Below are 19,641 nucleotides of genomic sequence, written 5' to 3' on the forward strand. Positions count from 1 at the left end.
ACCCACTGGTGAACGCGTCGCTCCGCGCCCTCGCCCTGGCGGCCGCCCTGCTGGGCACCGCGCCCGCCCCCGCCGCCGAGCCGCGTCCGGCGTCGCGCCCGTCCGCGCGTGAGTTGACGCAGCAGCTGGGCGCCGTGGAGCAGGGGCTGCGAGGCGCCGAGGAGAACCTGCGCTTCGTGGAGCTGCAGTACACGCAGCGCGCCGAGCCCAGCGAGGACGACTCGCGCGAGCGCCGCTTCTCCGACGGCGAGATTCAATACCTGCTGGGAGACTGGCCGGCGGCGTCCGTCCTCTTCTACGACCTGGTGAGCGAGCCGCGCTTCAAGGGCCACCCGCGCTACACGGACGCGCTGTTCTACCTGGCGGACTCGCTCCTCCAGCAGAACAACTACATCGGCGCGCGGCTGTACCTCCGCGAGCTGCTCTCGCTGCCCATCTCCTCCACCCGCTACCGCGACGCCCTGTCGCGCTTCCTGGTGGTGGCCGGACGGCTCAACCACTACGAGGGCGTGGACGGCTACGTGGAGAAGGCGCGGGCCCTGTCCGGCGGGCAGCTGCCCGCGGAGATGGCGTACGTCTACGCGAAGTGGCTCTTCCGCCGCGCGGACCTGCCGCCCGAGGAGCGCCTTACCCGCGCGCGCGCCGCCTTCACCCCGCTGACGCAGACGCCAGACGGCGCCTTCCGCCTCCAGGCCGCGTACCACCTGGGCGTGCTGTCCGTGCAGGCCGGGGACCTGCCCGGCGCCATCCAGCAGTTCCAGCAGCTGGCCCTGTCCCCTTCCACGCAGGCCCCGCAGGTCCACGCGCTGCCCCCCGGCGTGAGGCGCCCCACCACCGGCACGTCGCCCGAGGCCGACTCGCAGCGCGTGCGGGAGCTGGCGCTGATGTCGCTGGGGCGGCTCTTGTACGAGACGGGCCGCTACGACGAGGCGCTGGACACGTACAGCCGGCTGCCGCGCGACAGCGAGTCCTTCCCGGACTCGCTCTACGAGGTGGCGTGGGTCCACGTGAAGATGGGCAACCACCAGCTGGCGAAGAACGCCATCGACATCCTGCTGCTGGTGGCGCCCGACTCGCAGCTGGCGCCCGAGGCGCGCCTGCTCCACGGCAACCTGCTGCAGAAGCTGCACCAGTACGACCAGTCCATCGACACGTACTCGCACGTCATCGACACCTTCCGCCCGGTGCGGGACACGATGGACAACCTGCTGCGCGTGGACAGGGACCCGGTGGTGTACTTCGACCGGCTGCTGGCGCGCACGGACGCCTCGCCGGACATCAGCACGCTGCTGCCCCCGCTCGCGCTGCGCTACGCCACCACGGAGCGCGAGGTGGCCGAGGCCATCCGGATGGTGGGTGACATCGACAGCGGCCGCAAGGGCGCGGGCGAGGCGCAGGACCTGGCGAAGCGCATCCTCCAGGCGCTGGACACGCGCGGGCTGGAGACCTTCCCGGAGCTGCAGGAGGGCTACACGCGCGCGGACGCGGTGGACACCGCCCTCACCCACGCGGAGGCCGCGCTGGTGCGCGTGGAAGGCGCCGCGCTGGAGGACGTGCTCACCCCCGGGGAGCGCGAGCAACTGGCGGGCATCCAGCGCGAGCGCGAGGCCCTGGGCGTGCGCTTCGGCAAGCTGCCCACCACGATTCAGGAGCTGGAGGAGCGGCGCCAGCGCATGCAGGCCCGCGTGGACGCGGTGGACCGCAATGCCTTCCGCCTGGGCTACGAGCTGCGCAGCATGGAGGCCATCGCCACCTCCATCCGCAAGTGGGTGGACGACACGCGCCTGGAGCGCAAGTCGGACCCGAATGAGGAGCGCGAGTTCCTCGTGCAGCTCCAGGCGGAGACGCAGACGCTGACCGACCTGCAGGCGGAGCTGGCCGCCACGCGCGCGCGGCTGATGGACGAGCGCAACGCCGCGGCCACGCAGCTGGCCGGAGAGCAGACCATCCGCGCCGGCTACGCGGAGGCGCTGCACCGCGAGCACGCGCTGCTGACCACCGCCGAGTCCCGGCTGTCCCCGGATGCCGCGAGCACGCTGCTCAAGGCCCACGAAGTGCGGGGCCGCACGGACGCGATGCGCGCCCGCGTGGCGGCGGCCCGGAGCGTGCTGCGCACCCGGCTGGAGACGCACGGCCGTGTCATCCGCGAGAAGGTCGTGGCCGAGCAGGAGCTGCTCAACCGCTACGAGGCGGAGGTGGCCTCGGTGACGGGCGACGCGCGCAACCTCGTGGGCCGCATCGCCTATGAGAGCTTCCGCCGCGTGCGGCAGCAGTTCTACGACCTGGTGCTGAAGGCGGACGTCGGCGTGGTGGACGTGGCCTTCACCGAGAAGCAGGACAAGACGACGGAAATCCAGAAGCTGTCCGCGCAGAAGGACAAGGCCCTGCGCGAGCTGGACGCCGAGTTCCGCGACGTCCTCGTGGAGGACGGCCAGTGATGCGCCGCGGCCTCCTCGCAGCCCTGCTCGCCCTCACCGCCCTTCCCTCCAGCGCCCAGGAGGCCGGGAAGGCCGAGGCCCCTCCGGCCGCCGCGGCCACGGAAGCGCCCGCCAAGGACGCCACTCCGGCCACGCCGGCCCCGGCTCCCTCGCGGCCGGAGTACCTGAAGGGCCTGGGCCGCACGCCCGAGCAGGAGGCACTGCTCCAGGACGTGAGCGGCGCGCTGAAGACCTACGAAGAGGAGTCGCGCGAGTTCCACCGCGAGGTGCAGCAGCTGGTGGAGCGCAAGTACGAGCAGAAGCGCGGCTCGCTGTCGGGCTCTTACGAGAAGGCCATCCGCGACCTGGAGTCGCAGGAGCGCAAGGAGCGCCTGGCCGCCATCGCCCGCTTCGAGGAGTTCCTCCGCCGCTACCCCAACGAGCCGCGCTACACGCCGGACGTGATGTTCCGCCTCGCGGAGCTGTACTACGAGCGCTCCTCGGACGCGCACCTGGTGGCGAGCAAGGAGTACCGCGACAGGCTCGAGGCGGCCGACGGCAACCCCGACGCGGAAGTGCCCACCGAGCCGACGGTGGACTACTCGGACTCCATCGCGCTCTACCGCCGGCTGCTGAAGGACTTCCCGACCTACCGCCTCAACGACGGCGCCACGTACCTGCTGGGCTACTGTCTGGAGGAGCAGAAGCAGTTCGACGAGAGCCTCGTCGCCTACGAGCAGCTCATCTCCCGCTACCCGAAGAGCCGCTTCTCCACCGAGGCGTGGGTGCGCATCGGCGAGCACTGGTTCGAGGACTACGAGGACCCGAAGGCGCTGGACAAGGCCGCCTTCGCCTTCGAGTCGGCCAGCCGCGACACCACGCACCCGCTCTACGACAAGGCCGTCTACAAGCTGGGCTGGACGTACTACCGCATGGACCGCTTCGACGAAGCGGTGGGCTCCTTCCTCACGCTCACGGACTTCTACGAGGCCCAGCGCGTGGCCCGCGGTGACGAGAAGGCCGGCGGTGACCTGCGCGAAGAGGCCCTCCAGTACGTGGCCATCTCCCTCGCGGACGAGACGTGGGGCGGCATTCCCCGCGCACAGGCCCTCTTCGCGCAGCGCGGCGCCCGCCCCTACGAGGCGGAGGTGTACCGGCGCCTGGGCAACGTCTACTTCGACCAGACGAAGTACCCCGCCGCCATCGAGGCGTACCGGCTGGTGCTGGCGAAGGACCCGCTCGCCCCGGACGCGCCGAGGCTGCAGCAGCGCATCGTCCAGGCGTATACGGGCGACCGGCTGATGGCCGAGTCCTTCACCGAGTCCGAGACGCTGGCCAACCTCTACCAGCCGGGCTCCGCCTGGTACGAGAAGAACAAGCGCGACCCGGAGGTGCTCTCCGAGGCGAACGCGCTCGTCGAGCGCAGCCTCTACGGCACCGCCACCTACCACCACCAGCAGGCGCTGGTGTTCAAGCAGGAGGGCAAGTTCGAGCAGGCCAACACGGGCTTCCAGGTGGCCGCTCGCGCGTACGGCGCCTACCTGGAGCGCTTCCCCCGCAGCAAGAGCGCGGGCGAGATGCGCTTCTACCACGCGGAGTGCCTCTACAATTCCTTCCAGTTCGCCGAAGCCGCGAAGGGCTACGAGTTGGTGCGCGACACCAACGTGGCGGAGAAGCACCGCGACGACGCAACCCTCAACGCGGTGCTCGCATGGCAGCAGCAGCTCGTCGTCGACGTGCAGTCCGGACAGGCGCCGGACCTGAAGCCGCTGCGCTCCACCGAGCGCCCCGAGGGCGAGGTGGCGACGCCCATCGCCTTCACCACCACCGAGCAGAAGCTCATCACCGCGTCGGACAAGTACCTGGCCGTGCTCCCCAAGGGGGAGAAGGCGCCGGGCATCGCCTACAAGGCCGCGGAGCTGTACTACTCGCACAACGACTTCCCCGAGGCGCGCCGGCGCTTCGAGTCCATCGTCCAGACGTACCCGAAGCACGAGGTGGCGAAGTTCTCCACCAACCTCATCGTCGAGACGTTCCTCATCGACAAGGACTGGAAGAGCGTGGAGGAGGTCAGCGCGCGGCTGGCCGCCAACTCGCAGGTCATCGACCCGTCCAGCGACCTCCACAAGGACCTGGTCAAGTTCAAGCTCGCCGGCCGCTTCAAGCTGGCCGACCAGCTCCTGGCCGAGGGCAAGAACGACGAGGCCGCGAAGAAGTACATCCAGCTGGTGGACGAGGAGCCGCGCCACGAGTTCGCGGACAAGGCGCTCAACAACGCCGCGGTCGCCAATGAGAACACGCGCCGCTTCGACTCCGCGCTGAAGCTGTACGAGCGCATCTACCGCGAGTACCCCAAGTCGCCCCTGGCGGACGCGGCGCTGTTCCGCGTGGCGGTGAACGCGGAGAACTCGTACGACTTCGACAAGGCGGTGGCCAGCTACCAGAAGCTGGTGAAGGACTACCCGAAGTCGAAGGACCGCGAGGCCGCGCTCTTCAACACCGGCCGCCTGCTGGAGGGCCAGCAGCGCTACCCCGAGGCGGCGGCGGCCTTCCTGCGCTACGCGGACCTGTTCCCCAACGCGGAGGACGCGCCGAAGAACCAGTACCGCGCCGCCCTCATCTACGAGAAGCAGGGCGACGAGCGCGGGCAGATTCGCGCGCTCCAGGAGTTCGTCACCAAGTTCTCCCGCAAGCCTGGCCAGGTGGAGTTGGTGGTGGACGCCTACCGGCGCATGGGTGACGCGCACCAGAAGCTGGGCAACGAGCGCGAGGCACAGCGCGCGTGGACGCAGGCGGCCGGCGAGTTCGACCGGCGCAAGCTCCAGCCGGACACGCACCCGCTCGCGGCGGACGCGGCCGCCTATGGCCGCTTCCAGGCGGCGGAGGCCGAGCTGAAGAAGTTCGACCGGCTGAAGATTGGCGGCAAGGGCAAGGCGCTGGAGCGCAGCTTCACGGCCAAGCGCAACGCGGTGAAGTCGGTGAACGAGGCCTACGCGCGCGTCTACCCGTACAAGCGGCTGGAGTGGACGCTGGCGGCGCTCTACCGGCGCGGCCATGCGCTGGAGCGCTTCGCCAACACCATCATCGAGACGCCCGTCCCGGTGGAGGTGAAGCGGCTGGGTGAGGAGGCGGTGGTGGTGTACCAGGACCAGCTCGCGCAGCAGACGACGGCCCTGGAGGACGCGGCGGTGGAGAGCTACACAGCCACGCTCGCGGAGGCGCGCAAGAATCGCATCTCCAACGAGTGGACGCGGCGCACGCTCGAGGCCCTCAACCGCTTCCGCCCCAAGGAGTACCCGGTGCTGAAGGAGCCCAAGCAGGCCCTCTCCGCGGACGGCGCCTACCCGGATGGACTGGTGGGCAACGTGGACGGCCCCCGGCCCGCCGCCCCCGCCCCGAAGGAAGCGCCGAAGCTCAGTGGCGGAGGTGCACAGTGAGCCCCACCTCGCGTTTCCCCGGCGCTCGCGCGCTCTTCGCCGCCGTCGCGTCCGGCCTGCTGCTGTCGGCCTGCGCTTCCGCCCCCCAGCCGCGCACGGATTCGGCGACGCCCGCGCCCGTGACGGACGGCACCACCGCCGACGCGGGGACCGCCGGTACGGATGCGCAGACCCAGGCCGGGAAGCCCGCGGACGCCGCCCTCGCGCGTCCCGAGGAGCCCCGGGGCCCGGCGCGGGACTTCGCGCGCGCGGTGGACATTGCCCGCCGGGGAGAGCTGACCGCGGCCGAGGCCGCGCTGCGCACGCTGACGCAGGAGCAGCCGAAGCTCGACTACGCGTGGACGAACCTGGGCATCGTCCAGGAGCGCCTGGGCAAGCCGGACGACGCTGAGCGCTCGTACCGTCAGGCGTTGGCGGTAGCCCCCGAGCAGGAGGCCGCGTGGGACTGCCTCGCGCGCCTGTACGGCCGCACGGGCCGCTCGGTGAAGCTGGAGGCGGAGCTGCGCGGACTGCTCGAGACGCGCAAGGACTCGGTGCCGCTGCGCACCGCGCTGGCCGTCACGCTGCTCCAGCAGAAGAAGCACGAGTCCGCCGCTTCCGAGGCCAAGCTCGCGCTCAAGGGCGACGAGCGCCACGTGCGCGCCATGCAGGTGCTGGCGCAGGTCTACCACCGCGAGGGCAAGCACGAGCTGGCGCGCATGGTGCTGGAGAACGCGCGCGCCATCGACGCGGAGGACGCGGCCACGCACAACGCGCTGGGCGCGGTGTACCTGGCCCTCAAGGCGCGCCCGCAGGCGCTGGAGGAGTTCAAGGAGGCCGCGCGGCTCAGGCCCGACTTCGCGGAGGCGCGCAACAACTTCGGCGCGCTGCTCAACGAGGCGCAGGACTACCCCGCCGCCGTCACGGAACTGGAGGCCGCAGTGAGGGCCGCTCCCGACTTCGCCTCCGCGCGCCTCAACCTGGGCAACGCGTACCGGGGCCAGGGCGACTTCGCCCGCGCCCGCGCCGAGTACGAGCAGGTGCTGAAGCTGGTGCCCGCCTCGGCGGACCCGTACTTCAACCTCGCCATCCTCTACCTCGACGTGGAGCCGCCCGGGGTGGACACGCTCGAGCGGTTCAAGACGGTCATCACCTACTTCGAGCAGTACCAGGGCAAGGGCGGCCGGGACGAGCGCATCGACCAGTACGTGAAGGACGCGCGCAAGGGCATCGAGCGCGAGGAGCGCCGTCGCGAGCGCGAGCGCAAGGACCAGCTCCGCAAGGCCGAGGAACAGCAGAAGGCCGAGGCCGACAAGGCCGCCGAACAGAAGCGGGCCGCCGAGGCCCAGGCGGCCGCGGAGAAGCAGGCCGCCGAAGCCAAGGCCGCCGCGGAGGCGCCTCCCCCCGCCCCCGTCGAGGACAAGAAGGCCCCGGCCACCAGCAAGAAGGCGCAATCCGTCCGGAAGAAGAAGGGAGCCGCCACCGCCCGGGGCTCCGAGGGAACCTCGTCCCCGGGTGCGGTGTCCCAGCCGGGGAGTGCACCGTCTCCCACCACCCCCACCCCTGCCCCCGCGCCGGCCGGCTCGGGTAAGCTCGCCAACGACGCCCAGTAGGCCCACCATGCGCACCGCCCTCGCCCTCCTCATGCTGCTCGCCGCCGCGCCCGTGCTCGCGCAGGACTCCGCGTCCGCGGGCAGCGCCAGCACGTCCAGCGCGAGCACGTCCGGCAGCACGTCCACGGGGACCTCGGGGACGGGCAAGAAGCCGCGCAAGGTCATCCGCCTGGACGCCATCACCGTCGAGGGGCGCATCCAGAAGCCCCAGGCCTTCTACATCCTTCCACGCTCCAACCTGAGCTTCGACGAGCTGGGCCGCACGGAGACCTTCGTGCCCAAGGTCGTGAAGAGCGTGGAGCAGGACCCCTTCTAAGCCCATGGCAGCCACTCCGCAGAACAAGCTGCTCCGCGTCGGCGTCATCCAGAACGGCCGCATCGTCGAGGAACACCACGTCCGGCGCGACAACGTCACCATCGGCAGTGACGCCCGGAACACCATCGTCCTGCCCTCGGCGGATGACCGGCCGGCCCGCTTCTCCCTGCTGGAGAACCAGGGCCAGCAGTTCCAGCTCGTCATCGACGAGGCCATGCAGGGCCGCGTCAACCTCGGCTCCTCGGACGTGGACTTCGACTCCCTGCGCGCGCAGGGGCTGGCCACCCGCCGCGGCGACCTCTACGTCCTGCCGCTGCAGGAGAGCGCCCGCGGCAAGGTGGAGCTGGGCGACGTCACCCTCTTCTTCCAGTTCGTCGCGCCGCCTCCCGAAGAGGCGAAGCCGGTGCTGCCCGCGGACATCCGCGTCAGCATGTGGAAGACGATTGACCGCGTCTTCTTCGGCATCCTCGCGGCCTCGCTGTTCATCCACTTCTCCGGCGCCGCGCTCATCATCTCCGCGGAAGCGCCCAAGGAGCCCGAGCTGGCCCTGGACCAGCTGGATGACCGCTTCGTGCGCGCCATCATCCCCCAGCGCCCGCAGGAGGCGCCCCGCGTCGCCGAGGCCGGCCCCTCCGAGGCCCCCAAGGACGACAAGAAAGGCGACGAGCCGAAGGACGCGGCGGAGAAGGCCGACACCAAACCCGCCGGCGGTGACGCCGCCGAGCGCCGCGCCGAGGTGGTGAAGAAGGTCTCCGGCAAGGGCCTGCTCAAGATTCTCGGCTCCAACAGCGGCGGGGGTCAGGGCGCCTTCGCGGACGTGCTGGGCGGGGCCAGCGGCGGTGGGGACATCGCCGCGGCGCTGGCCGGCGCGGGCGGCGTGGGCGTGGCCACCGAGGCCTCCGTGGGCGGCGGCACCGGCCCGCGCGGCGGCGGCACCGGCCGGGTGACGGGCATCGGAGAAGTGGGCACGCAGGGCGGCGGCAAGGTGGACCTCGGCACCAAGAAGGAGGCCCAGGTGCAGGGCCGGGTGCAGGACGCGACGCCGGACGTGGAGAGCTCGGACGTGGACCGCGCGGCGCTGGCCCGCTACGTCCGCTCGCGCCTCAAGTCCATCCAGAGCTGCTACGAGAAGGAGCTGAAGCGCAACCCCAACCTCAAGGGCAAGGTGGTGGTGCGCTTCGTCATCAAGCCCTCCGGCCGCGCCGGCGAAGTCGAAATCGAGGAGAACACCCTCGGCAGCGAGTCCGTGGGCAGCTGCATCCGCACCACCATCCGCAACTGGTCGTTCCCCTTCAAGCCCGACTCGGACACCGCCGTTTCCTATCCCTTCGTCTTCTCTCCGGCGGGGTAGGCTCCAGGTCCTACGCCATCCCACCAGGGCCCCGGGGGGACCATGCAGAAGCTGTCCGTCATTTCGTCGTCACCCCTCTTCGAGATGCTCTCCCCCGCGGAGCTCGCCCGCCTGGCCGAGCTCGCCCGGATGCGCCGCTTCGCGGCCGGAGAGGTCGTCTTCGAGGAAGGTGACCTGGGCGACAGCCTCTTCGTCATCGTCGACGGGCAGGTGGAGGTGGTGCGCCGCCAGCCCTCCGGCGACATGCACCCGCTCATCGTCCTGTCCTCCCCCGAGTTCTTCGGGGAGATGGGCCTCATCGACAAGGACTACCGCTCCGCCACCGTGCGCGCGAAGACGGACGCGGACCTGCTCCAGCTCACCGCGCAGGACCTGCGCGCCTTCCGGCAGTCGCACGGCGACGGCTTCACCTTCGTCGTCGTCAACATCGCCCGAAGCCTGTCTGCTCGCTTGCGCGAGGCCAATGCCCGCCTCGCTGGGAAGGCCTGAAAATCCGGCCCGGAGTCGGTTTGACACCCCTCCCCCCTGACTCTACGCTTTGACCTTCATGGAAGGGCCGGGGAGAGCCGTGAGGCGCATGCGCACCGTGGGAACGCTTGTCGTGGTACTCGCCGCCGGGGTGGCACTGGCGCAGGGCCAGGCACCGTCACAGCCCGCTGGCGCGCCGCCGGCATCCGCCGCCGCGTCCGGGAGCTTCGAGAAGGCCAGCGACGTGCCGGACGGAGAGAAGCTCACGCGCAGCACCCAGGCCCTGGGCGCCATGCGCGAGGTGCTCCGCCAGGTGCTGGGCAAGGTGGAGGAGGCGCGGCGCACCAAGGACGTGGTGAAGCTCAACTGCGCCAACGAGAAGCTCACCCAGATCAAGGGCCTGCTGCGCATCTCCGAGCAGGCCGACGTGTCGCTCCAGGAGGCCCTGTCGCGCAAGGAGACCTCCACCAGCGACCACGAATACACCAAGGTCATGATCGCCCGGCAGAAGGTGACGCAGCTGCGCGCCGAGGCCGAGGAGTGCATCGGCCAGCTCGCCTTCCGCACGGACGAGAACCTCTTCGTGGAGGTGGAGGAGCCGGAGAACCTGCCAGGCGGGGACCCCACCCGGCCGCCCGCGCCTGACGACGTCGTCGTCCGTCCGCCTCCGGCCAGCCCCATCCGCTGACGCCCGGCGTGCCCTCTGGCCCACCGAGCGAGTCTCCTTCCTGTGTCCAACAATGATTTCGGCCCCGGCGAATGCGCGTGTTATGACGCCTCGGGCCGTACGCGTGAAAGGTGGGAGAGGGTAACCCTTCCATCAGGGAAGTCCTTCTGAACCATGAAGCTGCCTGGGAAATCTTGGGGGGGTTGGGGTGTGCTGGCGCTGCTCGCGCTCAGCGGCACTTCCACGGCCCAGGAATCGGTGGCAACGCCACCCCTCGGCGGCAATGGCTTCAAGGTGGGCAGCGGGCGGCTTCACCCGTACTTCGACCTGGAGACGCGGCTGGACAGCGGCGTGGGCTACTTCGCCACCCCCGTGGGCCAAGAGCCGACGCCGTCGGGAATCTCCCCGAACCTGTCGGGTGAGTTCGCCATGCACTTCCGGCCCGGGTTCCGGCTGGAGGTGCCCTCCTCCAAGCTGGCGCTGAACCTGAACGCCAACCTGGACTACGTGCTGTACACGGGCCTGGTGACGGCCGACTCGGGTACGGCGTCGCACCTGGAGGGCGCGGCGGACCTGCTGGCGCGCCTCAACCCGGACGCCCCGCTGTCGCTCGAGGTGTCGGACCAGTTCGTGCGCTCGGACCGCACGCGCACCGCGGCCATTGGCGCGGGCGTGCTCAGCCTCTTCAACGAGGCGCGGGTGAAGATGCCGTGGAGGCCGGGCGGCGGCGCGGTGGAGTTCACCCCCAACGCGGCCTACGCGGTGGAGTTCTTCGAGCCGCTCGGCGCCACCAGCCCGGTGGACTGCACCGAGGGCGTCTGTGATCCGCTCACCGCGGACCGGTTCGACTACGGCAACCTGCACTTCGGCCTGGAGGGCCGCTGGCGCTTCCTGCCGAAGACGGCCGTCGTCATGGACACGGGCGTGGACCTGCGCAGCTACTTCAACGACGGCTCCCAGGGCGCCACGCTGGCGCGCGCCCTCTTCGGTGTCGCCGGCCTGGTGTCGCCCAAGGTGGCGGTGACGGCCAAGGCGGGCTGGGGGCAGAACTTCGCCGCCGCGGGCGGGGGGACCTTCCTCGCGCAGCTCGAGGGCACGTACCTCTTCAGCCCCACCCTGAGCTTCAAGGCGGGCTACCTGCGCACGCTGGAGCCGGTGGCGGCCTACGGCCTGTTCACCGACAACCGCGGCTACGGCGAGGCGCGGGCGATTTTTGGCGGCAAGCTGACGCTGCACGCGGGCGGCGCGGTGGACTTCATCAGCTTCACCGGCGACCGCGGCGACACCCTCGTCAGCCTGGACGTGGGCCCCGAGTACCAGTTCCGCCCGTGGCTCTCCTTCGCGGCCGGCTACATGCTGGGCTCGCGGACGTCCTCGGTGACGGGCGGCGGCCTCAACTACACGCGCCACGAGGGGTATGCTCGCCTCTCCGTGACGTACTGACGCCGCATCGCTCCTGCCCTGCCCTGGCGACGCGCCCGGGCGCCCCACCTGGAATGACTCTCATTCGCTCCTCCCTGGCCGTGGTGCTCCTCGCGGCGCTTCCCGCGTGCTTCGGCACGGCCTCCCGCCCGCCTCCGCCGACGCCCACACCGGCGGCCGAGGCAGGGGAAGCGCGCGCGGGTGGCGGCACGCTGGGGCCCGGTGACGTGGTGGAGGTGCGCGTCTTCCAGGAGCCCGAGCACTCGGGCACCTGGCGCGTGTCCCCCGAGGGCACCATCGACTACCCGCTGTGCGGCAAGGTGCCGCTGGAGGGGAAGACGCCCAGCGGCGCGGCGGACGCGCTGCAGACGTGCCTGGCGCGCTACGTGCGCCGGCCGCAGGTGTCGGTGCTCATCCGCGAGTACAACTCGCAGAAGGTCTTCGTCTTCGGCGAGGTGCAGAAGCCCGGCACCTTCCCGGTGGACGGGGAGATGTCCATCGTCCAGGCGATTACGCTGGCGGGCGGCTTCACCAAGCTGGCGGCGAAGAACAACACGCTGGTGACGCGCGTGGTGGACGGGCAGGAGCGCAAGATTCGAGTGCCCGTCGAGGACATCGGCGTGGGGCGGGAGAAGAACTTCATGCTCCAACCCGGCGACATCGTCTTCGTGCCGGAGAGCTTCTTCTAGCCCTTCGGCTTCCAGCCGAGGTCATCCACGAAGCGCTTCGCCTCGGCCAGCAACTCCGGCGCGAGCGCTGGCGCGGCGGCAATCACGTCCCCGCGCAGCACGCTGAAGGGCGCGCCGGTGACGTGGCGGATGACGCCGCCAGCCTCCTCCACCAGCAGCGAGCCCGCGGCGATGTCCCACGGCTTGAGGCCGAACTCGAAGAAGCCATCGAAGCGGCCCGCGGCCACGTAGGCCAGGTCCATGGCGGCGCTGCCGGTGCGGCGCATTCCCTGGGCGCGGAGGATGAAGCGGTTGAAGAGGCCCACCGGCCCCTCCGGGCGCTCGCGCACGTCGTAGGGGAAGCCCGTGCACAACAGCGCCTCGTGCAGCGTGGCGACGTTGCTGGCGCGCAGCGGACGGCCATTCAGCGTGCCGCCCTCCCCTCGTGCGGCGGAGAAGAGCTCGTCCAGCATCGGGTCATAGACGGCGCCGGCCAGCACGCCGCCGGGGCCCTCCACGGCGACGCTGACGCAGAAGTGCGGCACGCGGTGCGCGTAGTTGGTGGTGCCGTCCAGCGGGTCCACCAGCCAGCGCAGGTGGTTGGTGCCCTCGCTGGCGCCGCTCTCCTCGGCGAGGATGGCGTGCGTCGGATGGCGCTCGCGGATGAAGGCCAGCAGTGCCTCCTCCGACGCCCTGTCCGCGTCCGTCACCAGGTCGATGCCGCCCTTGTACTCAATCGTGCGCTCGCCCAGGAAGCGGTCGGCGAGGATGCGGCCGGCGAGGCGGGCGCCCTCCTCCGCGGTGCGGCGCAAGGTGGCGGGCGTGTCCTGGGACATGACGTCGCTTCCCTTCCCTACGGCGCGGGCTCGGCGAGCAGCGCCTCGATGTGCGACTGGTAGCGCGTGAGGAACTCCTCGGCGAAGCCCTCCTCGAAGTGGCGCACCACGCCGCGGCGGTCGATGTAGAAGGTGGTGGGCATGCCCTTCACCTTCAGCGTGCGCTCGGCCACCTGGGCATTCTCGTCCAGGAGGATGGGCAGCCCCACCTTCGTCTCCTGCAGGAAGGGCGCAATCGCGCGCGCGTCCTCGTCCACGCTGAGCGCGTAGATCTTGAGGCCGCGGCCGGCGTACTCGCGCGCGAGGTTTTCATAGAAGGGCAGCGCGTCCCGGCACGGCTCGCACCACGTGGCCCACACGTCCAGCAGCACCACGCTGCCCCTGTCGCTGGAGAGGTCATACAGCTCGCCGCCCGGGTAGCGCTTCACCTTGAACTCCAGCGGAGCCCCCGTGCGGGCCTCCGGCGTCGTCGCCGCGCCGCCACCGCTGGGGGCGGGGCTGGTGAGCGGCGGCATCTGCGACTTCGCGCACCCGGCGAGCGAGAGGGCCGCGACGAGAACGGCAAGGGAAGGACGCGCGCGCATCTTCAGGCTCCCAGCCGGGCCTTGAGGGCCGCGAGCAACTTGTCGATGAAGCCGCCGAAGGCGCCGTTGCTCATGACGAGCAGCACGTCACCGGGGCGGGACTCGCGGGCCACCAGGTCCACCATCGCCTGCACGTCCGTGGAGCCCTCCGCGGCGATGCCCTGGGCCTGGAGGTCCGCGACGAGTTTGCGGACATCCAGTTCCTCACCGACGGGCACCTTGTCGTGGCGCTCGGGCACCTTGAGGCTGGCGCGGGCCGCGCCGGTGAAGGCGTGGGCGTAGTCCTCCTGGTGGATGTTGCGACGGCTGGTGTTGGAGCGCGGCTCGAAGATGGCCCACAGCCGCCGCTCGGGGTAGCGGTTGTGGACGGCGGCGATGGTCTCCCGCACCGCGGTGGGGTGGTGCGCGAAGTCGTCCACCACCATGATGCCGCCGGGCTCGCCGCGCACCTCCTGCCGGCGCTTCACGCCGCTGAACGTCGACAGGCCCTTGCGAATCTCCTCGAAGGACAGGCCCAGGCCGCGCGCCGCGGCGATGACGCTCAGCGCGTTCTCCACGTTGTGCAGACCGCCCATGGGCAGGTCCACCGTGCCCAGCACCTGCCCGCGCTCCACCACGTCGAAGCGCGCGCCCGCGGCGCTGAAGGACACGCCGCGCGGCGTGTAGTCCGCGTCCGCGCCCTCCTTCGCCACATACGTCACCACGCGGCCCTGGCAGCCCTCGCGAGAGAGCTTCACGGCGTTGGGGTACGCGGCGCAGACGACGAGCTGCCCGTCCTTCGGGATGAGCCGGACGAACTTCTCGAAGGTGGCCTCGTAGTGGGGCAAGTCCCGGAAGATGTCCGCGTGGTCGAACTCCACGCTGGTGAGGATGGCGGTACGCGGCCGGTAGTGGAGGAACTTGGAGCCCTTGTCCCAGTACGCGGTGTCGTACTCGTCGCCCTCGACGACGAAGTGCGGCCCCTTCCCCACGCGGTAGTTGCCCGCATAGTTCTGGGTGACGCCGCCCACGAGGAAGGACGGGTCCTTCCCGGCCTCCACCAGCACGTGGGCCATGAGCGAGGACGTCGTCGTCTTGCCGTGCGTGCCGGCCACCACCACCGAGTGCGCGCGGTCCAGGAAGAGCGAGCCCAGCGCGGCGGGGAAGCTCATCTGCTTGAGGCCGCGCTCGCGCACGGCGGTGGCCTCCGGATTCACCCGGCGGATGACGTTGCCGATGATGACGAGGTCCGGCTTCGCCGCGTCCAGGTTCTCCGGACGGTAGGGCGAGGAGGCGGGGATGCCCCACGTCCTGAGCATGTCGCTCATGGGCGGGTAGACATTCTCGTCGCTGCCGGTGACTTCGTAGCCGGCGGCCTTGAGCATGCCCGCGAAGGAACCCATGCCGGTGCCGGCCACGCCCACCAGGTGGATGCGGCGCACACTGCCGGGTTCGAGAGTCTCGAGGACGTTTCCGTTGTCGTCAGCCATGCGTTCCCTGCTTCAAGTCGGTGAGGTCGAGCGCCTCCACGACGAGGTCGTGGAAGACGGGTCGGAAGTCGCGGATGCGCAATTCGTTGCGGCCGTTGGCCACGCGGTTGGTGACGAGCGCCACCACCAGCGAGCGGCGCAGGTCCACCCAGAGACTGGTGCCGGTGAAGCCCAGGTGCCCCACGGCCCCGGGCGGCGTGTTGCCGATGTAGTGGCCCGCGCTCGACAGGGTGGCCGAGGGCGAGTCGAAGCCCATGGAGCGGGTGCTGCCCTCCACGAGCGAGTCCGTGGCCAGCAGGCGGTGCCACAATGGGCCGGGCGCAATCGCGGCGCCGCCAGCGCACCCGTCCAGCACGGCCTGCCCGAAGCGGGCCACGTCCACCGCGGTGCCGAAGAGGCCCGCGTGTCCGGCCACGCCATCCATCACCCAGGCGTTGTCGTCGTCGACCTCACCGGGCCGCGTGGGCTGCGTGGGCACATCCTTCCACAGCCCCTCCTGACCCGGCGCGGGCTCGCGGGGACGCGTGGCACCGGTGGGCGCGGGGGTGGAGTCGGCGGGGAAGTCCGTGAGGCGGTGGAAGCGCGCGGACAGGCCGAGCGGCTCGGCGATGTAGCGCGTGAAGAGCGTATCCAGCGGGGAATTGGCGGCGCGGGAGAGGATTTCGCCGAGGAGGATGAAGCCCACGTCGCTGTACGCGGTGCGGGTGCGCGGCGCGGCAGCGAGCGGCGTGGCGGCGGCGGCCTGGATGACCTCCTCGCGGACGCGGGCACGCATGACGGACGGACAGTCCGCGTCGAGCAACTCCGGGTGCGCGGTGAGCGCCTGGGCGAAGAAGGGCACGAAGGGCGGCAGGCCCGAGCGGTGGTAGAGCAGGTCCGCCACGGTGGCGCCCGCGTCACCCACGGGCGAGCCGGGGAAGAAGCGGGACACGTGCGTGTCCGGGCCCACCTTGCCCTCCGTCCACAGGCGCAGGAAGAGGGCCGTGGTGCTGAGCACCTTGGTGACGGAGGCAAGGTCGAAGCGCGTGTCGCCGGAGACCTTGCCGGCCACGTGGCCGAAGACCTGGACGCCCCGGTGCAGGACGATGGCCTGCGCCGCGGGGAAGACGCCAATCTTGCAGGCGTCGTCGAGGACGGTTTGAAGAATCGCGATGGGGTGGGGACTGCCGCTCATGCGCGCACGGCTCCTTCGAGGAAGGTGAGGCGCGCGGCGTCCGCGTCCAACCGCACCTGGGTGCCCAGGGCGACGGGGTAGTTGAGGTCACCGTGGCCGATGGGGAAGCCGGCGGCGCAGGGCAGGCCCGCCTCCCTCGCCAGCTCGCGGAGCACGTCCGCGCTGGAGTAGTCCGCGTTCCTCTCCTCGCACGAGGTGAAGTCGCCCAGGACGATGCCGCGCACGCGAGAGAAGACGCCCGCCAGGCGCAGGTGCGTCCACATGCGGTCGATGCGGTACGGGCGCTCGGTGACGTCCTCCAGCAGGAGCACCGCGCCGTCGAGCGGCGGCATGTACGGCGTGCCGATGAGCCGGGAGAGGACGGAGAGGTTGCCGCCGACGAGGTGGCCCTCCGCCATGCCAGGCACGTAGGTGGCGGTGCCCGTCAGCGGCGGCGGAGCCTCGGGGGACTCGAGGAGGCGGAAGAGGTAGTCGCGAACCTCCACCGGCTGCCGGCCGAGCTGCGTGAGGACGGGCGCGTGGATGGAGACGCGGCCGAGCACCTGCATGGCGCCATGGACGGAGGTGAGGTCGGAGAAGCCGCAGAAGGCGCTCGGCGGGGCGTCCGCGAGCGGCAGGTCCGGCAGGAGGCGGGCGCTACCGTAGCCGCCGCGGGCGCAGAAGATGGCGCGGGCCTCGCGGTCCAGCAGCGCGCGGGAGAGTTCCTCCGTGCGCCGGGCGTCCTCTCCCGCGAGGTAGCGGTGCGAAGAGAAGATGTCGGGACGGTGGACAGGGGTGTAGCGCTCCGCGAGGACGGCGAGGCCCACCTCGAAGCCGGGGCGGTCGAAGGCGGAGGCGGGGGCGACGACGTGAACGGTGTCGCGGGGACGAAGCGAGAGGGGCTTGAGCCAACGCACGTCGCGCTTCATAGCACCGGGGCCGTGGGGGGCACGCCGTTTCCAGACAGCGTGACTCGAAGCGTTGAGTACCCCCGTCCGTCGGAACGAGGACACTGCGGCCGCTCGGCGCCTCCTCCCCTACCCGGCCGACCGCTCCATGACGGCGGCGAAGAAGGCGTCCGTGCCGTGGCGGTGCGGCGTGACGAAGAGGAACCCGTCCCGGACACATGCGGGCGCAAGCCAGCCCGCGCCCGGACGCACGAGGTGGAACTCGGGCCGCGCGGCGAGGAACGCCGTGACGAGGTCCTCGTTCTCCGCGCGGTTCACCGTGCAGGTGGCGTAGACGAGCCGGCCGCCGGGACGCACCAGGTCTCCCGCGTGCTGGAGGATGTCCTGCTGCAGCGGAGGGAAGTGGGCGAGCACGTCCGGGCTGGCGCGGAAGCGCAGATCGGGACCGCGGCGCAGGGAGCCCAGCTCCGAGCACGGCGCGTCCACGAGGACACGGTCGGCGTCGAGCCCGGGCTCGGGCGGCTTGCGGAGCACCTGAACGTGGGTGAGGCCGGCGCGGGAGCTGCGCTGGAGGAGCCGGTCGAGTCGCTCGGGGTCCGGGTCGTAGGCCATCAGCCGGCCGGCGTCCTTCAGCTCCGCGCCCAGCAGCAGCGTCTTGCCACCGGCACCGGCACACAGGTCCAGCACCGTCTCCCCGGGGCGGGCCTCCACCAGGAGCCCGAGGAGCTGGCTGCCCTCGTCCTGGACCTCGAAGAGGCCCTCCCTCAGGGAGGGAAGACCGTAGAGGTTGGGGCGCGGGCCCTCGACGTGGAGCGCGAGGGGGCTCCACGGGCCGGGGCGGGTGGTGACGCCCTCGGTGAGGAGGCGCTGCGCGAGGGCCTCGCGCGACGTACGCAGCGGGTTGGCGCGGAGGGTGATGGGGCCGGGGACGTTGAGGTGAGCGCAGAAGGCGTCGGCCTCGGGACCCAGCTCGCGGGCGAAGTGGTCGGCGAGCCAGTCCGGCAGGGAGGCCCGGAGGGCGAGCGTGGGGGGCTCCCCGGGGTTCAGGACCGGGGGTGGCCCCGCCCCCAGGCCGGCCAGGGTGGCCGCCTCGGCGGCGGGGACTCCGGAGAGGCCGTGCAGCAGGGCGTAGAGGAGGAAGGGGGGCGTGGCGTCCTCGCGCCCCAGGAGGAAGCCAAGGCGGCGGCGCCAGAGGCCGACGTTGTAGACGGCCTCCTTGAGGGCCTGGCGCTGCTCCCGGGAGAGGTGGCGGTGGTCTCGGAGGGTGCGGTCGAGGACGCGCTCGGCCGGGGAGCCGGCGAGCACCTGGGCAATGGCCTCCGAGGCAATGGAGACCAGGCCCGCGAGCGCGGACCAGGGCTGGGAGTGAAGCCGGGAGAGCGGATCAAACGGGACTGTTGACACGGCGGGCTCCGTTCTCTACAAAGCGCGTCATCTCGGCAACGCCGTTTTGCCGCGACGTCCATATTCCCCGATAGCTCAGCCGGTAGAGCGGGTGACTGTTAATCACTAGGTCCGAGGTTCGAGTCCTCGTCGGGGAGCTGAAGTGAAGAGGCCCTGCCAGAAATGGCGGGGCCTTTTTGTTTTCTACACGGGTCTGGCGGCGAAAGTCGCGGGGCCTTCGTGCTGAAGCCCTGAACCCCAACGGATTCCTGTCTCTCCCCGCCGGAGAGGGCGCTCGCCCTCGTCTCACGGTCCCCTCCCCCATCTTCCACTGAACGACGCCGGCCCCTGCCGCGTGCAGATGGCGCACGCGTGCGGGGCGTCGTGCGCCCCGAGGTGCCCGCATGCCCCGTCCCGACCTCATTCCGGATTGCAGCGCCTGTGCCGCACTGTGCTGCGTCGCCACCTCGTTCGAGCGCTCCGAGGACTTCGCGTTCGACAAGCCTGCGGGAGTGGCCTGCCGGTATCTGACGCGCGGGCATCGTTGCGCCATCCACACCGAACTCGTCACGCGTGGGTGCCGGGGCTGTGCCACGTACGACTGTTACGGCGCTGGCCAGCGTGCGACGCGCGCATTCGCGGCGGCTCCAGCACACCTCCGCGACCAGGCGTTCCTCGTCCTGCGGAGCCTTCATGAACTGCTCTGGCTGCTCACGGAGGCCGCAAAGCTCTGCCCGCCGTCGTGCGGTGAGCTCCATGCAGCGCTCACGGCTCAAGTCCAGACATTGGATGCCATTGCGCGCGGCGACGCGGCAGCGCTTCTCAATGTCGAGCTCTGTCGCCACGATCAGCGCACGCGCGCCCTTCTGCGCCGAGTGGGCGAGGCACTCGGCGGACGTGCTCACTGTCAAGGACTGGGGTCATGGACCGCGTGAGGGTCGGCCCGCGCAGACGGGCCGCAATACGGGGC

General features: G+C 71.0%; 16 protein-coding genes and 1 tRNA gene. 11 read left to right on the plus strand and 6 right to left on the minus strand.

Annotated elements, in window-relative coordinates; translation table 11 throughout:
• Positions 1-8 precede the first annotated feature (8 nt).
• The 9 genes from OV427_RS09755 (at position 9) to OV427_RS09795 (ending at position 12,359) form a co-directional block, all read left to right on the plus strand.
• Positions 9-2,438, plus strand: a complete 2,430-nt coding sequence (locus tag OV427_RS09755; RefSeq protein ID WP_267855821.1) for a tetratricopeptide repeat protein — start codon at positions 9-11, stop codon at positions 2,436-2,438.
• Positions 2,435-5,854, plus strand: a complete 3,420-nt coding sequence (locus OV427_RS09760) for a tetratricopeptide repeat protein (protein ID WP_420718255.1) — start codon at positions 2,435-2,437, stop codon at positions 5,852-5,854. The genes OV427_RS09755 and OV427_RS09760 overlap by 4 nt, the downstream gene beginning before the upstream one ends.
• Entirely contained in the window at positions 5,851-7,446 is a 1,596-nt protein-coding gene (locus tag OV427_RS09765) for a tetratricopeptide repeat protein (protein ID WP_267855823.1), read from the plus strand. The genes OV427_RS09760 and OV427_RS09765 overlap by 4 nt, the downstream gene beginning before the upstream one ends.
• A 7-nt stretch (positions 7,447-7,453) precedes the next feature.
• Positions 7,454-7,762 (plus strand): hypothetical protein, encoded by a 309-nt coding sequence (locus OV427_RS09770; protein WP_267855824.1) that lies wholly within the window; start codon positions 7,454-7,456, stop codon positions 7,760-7,762.
• Positions 7,763-7,766: 4 nt separating this feature from the next.
• Complete coding sequence (locus OV427_RS09775) at positions 7,767-9,113, plus strand: AgmX/PglI C-terminal domain-containing protein (RefSeq protein WP_267855825.1); 1,347 nt, start codon at positions 7,767-7,769, stop codon at positions 9,111-9,113.
• 42 nt (positions 9,114-9,155) lie between these two features.
• Positions 9,156-9,602: a Crp/Fnr family transcriptional regulator gene (locus OV427_RS09780; protein ID WP_267855826.1), complete on the plus strand. Its 447-nt coding sequence runs from the start codon at positions 9,156-9,158 to the stop codon at positions 9,600-9,602.
• Between the two features lie 88 nt (positions 9,603-9,690).
• Complete coding sequence (locus OV427_RS09785) at positions 9,691-10,269, plus strand: hypothetical protein (RefSeq protein ID WP_267855827.1); 579 nt, start codon at positions 9,691-9,693, stop codon at positions 10,267-10,269.
• 237 nt (positions 10,270-10,506) lie between these two features.
• The gene (locus tag OV427_RS09790; protein WP_267855828.1) at positions 10,507-11,691 is read left to right on the plus strand and encodes a hypothetical protein; all 1,185 of its coding nucleotides are present in this window, start codon (positions 10,507-10,509) and stop codon (positions 11,689-11,691) included.
• Between the two features lie 53 nt (positions 11,692-11,744).
• Positions 11,745-12,359, plus strand: a complete 615-nt coding sequence (locus tag OV427_RS09795) for a polysaccharide biosynthesis/export family protein (protein WP_267855829.1) — start codon at positions 11,745-11,747, stop codon at positions 12,357-12,359.
• On the opposite strand, the gene OV427_RS09800 is transcribed toward OV427_RS09795, so the two are convergent.
• The 6 genes from OV427_RS09800 to OV427_RS09825 form a co-directional block, all read right to left on the minus strand.
• The gene (locus OV427_RS09800) at positions 12,356-13,174 is read right to left on the minus strand and encodes an inositol monophosphatase family protein (RefSeq protein WP_267855830.1); all 819 of its coding nucleotides are present in this window, start codon (positions 13,172-13,174) and stop codon (positions 12,356-12,358) included. The genes OV427_RS09795 and OV427_RS09800 overlap by 4 nt on opposite strands.
• A 17-nt stretch (positions 13,175-13,191) precedes the next feature.
• Complete coding sequence (locus OV427_RS09805) at positions 13,192-13,758, minus strand: TlpA disulfide reductase family protein (RefSeq protein WP_267855831.1); 567 nt, start codon at positions 13,756-13,758, stop codon at positions 13,192-13,194.
• A 2-nt stretch (positions 13,759-13,760) separates the two neighbouring features.
• Positions 13,761-15,227, minus strand: coding sequence for a UDP-N-acetylmuramate:L-alanyl-gamma-D-glutamyl-meso-diaminopimelate ligase (gene mpl, locus OV427_RS09810; RefSeq protein ID WP_267855832.1), 1,467 nt, complete (start codon positions 15,225-15,227; stop codon positions 13,761-13,763).
• The gene (locus tag OV427_RS09815) at positions 15,220-16,401 is read right to left on the minus strand and encodes a serine hydrolase domain-containing protein (RefSeq protein ID WP_267855833.1); all 1,182 of its coding nucleotides are present in this window, start codon (positions 16,399-16,401) and stop codon (positions 15,220-15,222) included. Before OV427_RS09815 ends, mpl begins: the two co-directional genes overlap by 8 nt.
• Positions 16,398-17,309, minus strand: coding sequence for a S66 peptidase family protein (locus OV427_RS09820; RefSeq protein ID WP_267855834.1), 912 nt, complete (start codon positions 17,307-17,309; stop codon positions 16,398-16,400). Before OV427_RS09820 ends, OV427_RS09815 begins: the two co-directional genes overlap by 4 nt.
• Before the next feature lie 108 nt (positions 17,310-17,417).
• Positions 17,418-18,617 carry an RsmB/NOP family class I SAM-dependent RNA methyltransferase gene (locus tag OV427_RS09825; protein WP_267863401.1) on the minus strand — a complete coding sequence of 400 codons (1,200 nt, stop codon included), beginning with the start codon at positions 18,615-18,617 and terminating at the stop codon, positions 17,418-17,420.
• 139 nt (positions 18,618-18,756) lie between these two features.
• Between OV427_RS09825 and OV427_RS09830 the strand changes: the two genes are divergently transcribed.
• Positions 18,757-18,829, plus strand: a tRNA-Asn gene (locus OV427_RS09830).
• 246 nt (positions 18,830-19,075) lie between these two features.
• Positions 19,076-19,606 (plus strand): hypothetical protein, encoded by a 531-nt coding sequence (locus OV427_RS09835; RefSeq protein ID WP_267855835.1) that lies wholly within the window; start codon positions 19,076-19,078, stop codon positions 19,604-19,606.
• Positions 19,607-19,641 lie beyond the last annotated feature (35 nt).

Source organism: Pyxidicoccus sp. MSG2, assembly GCF_026626705.1.
GTDB lineage: Bacteria > Myxococcota > Myxococcia > Myxococcales > Myxococcaceae > Myxococcus.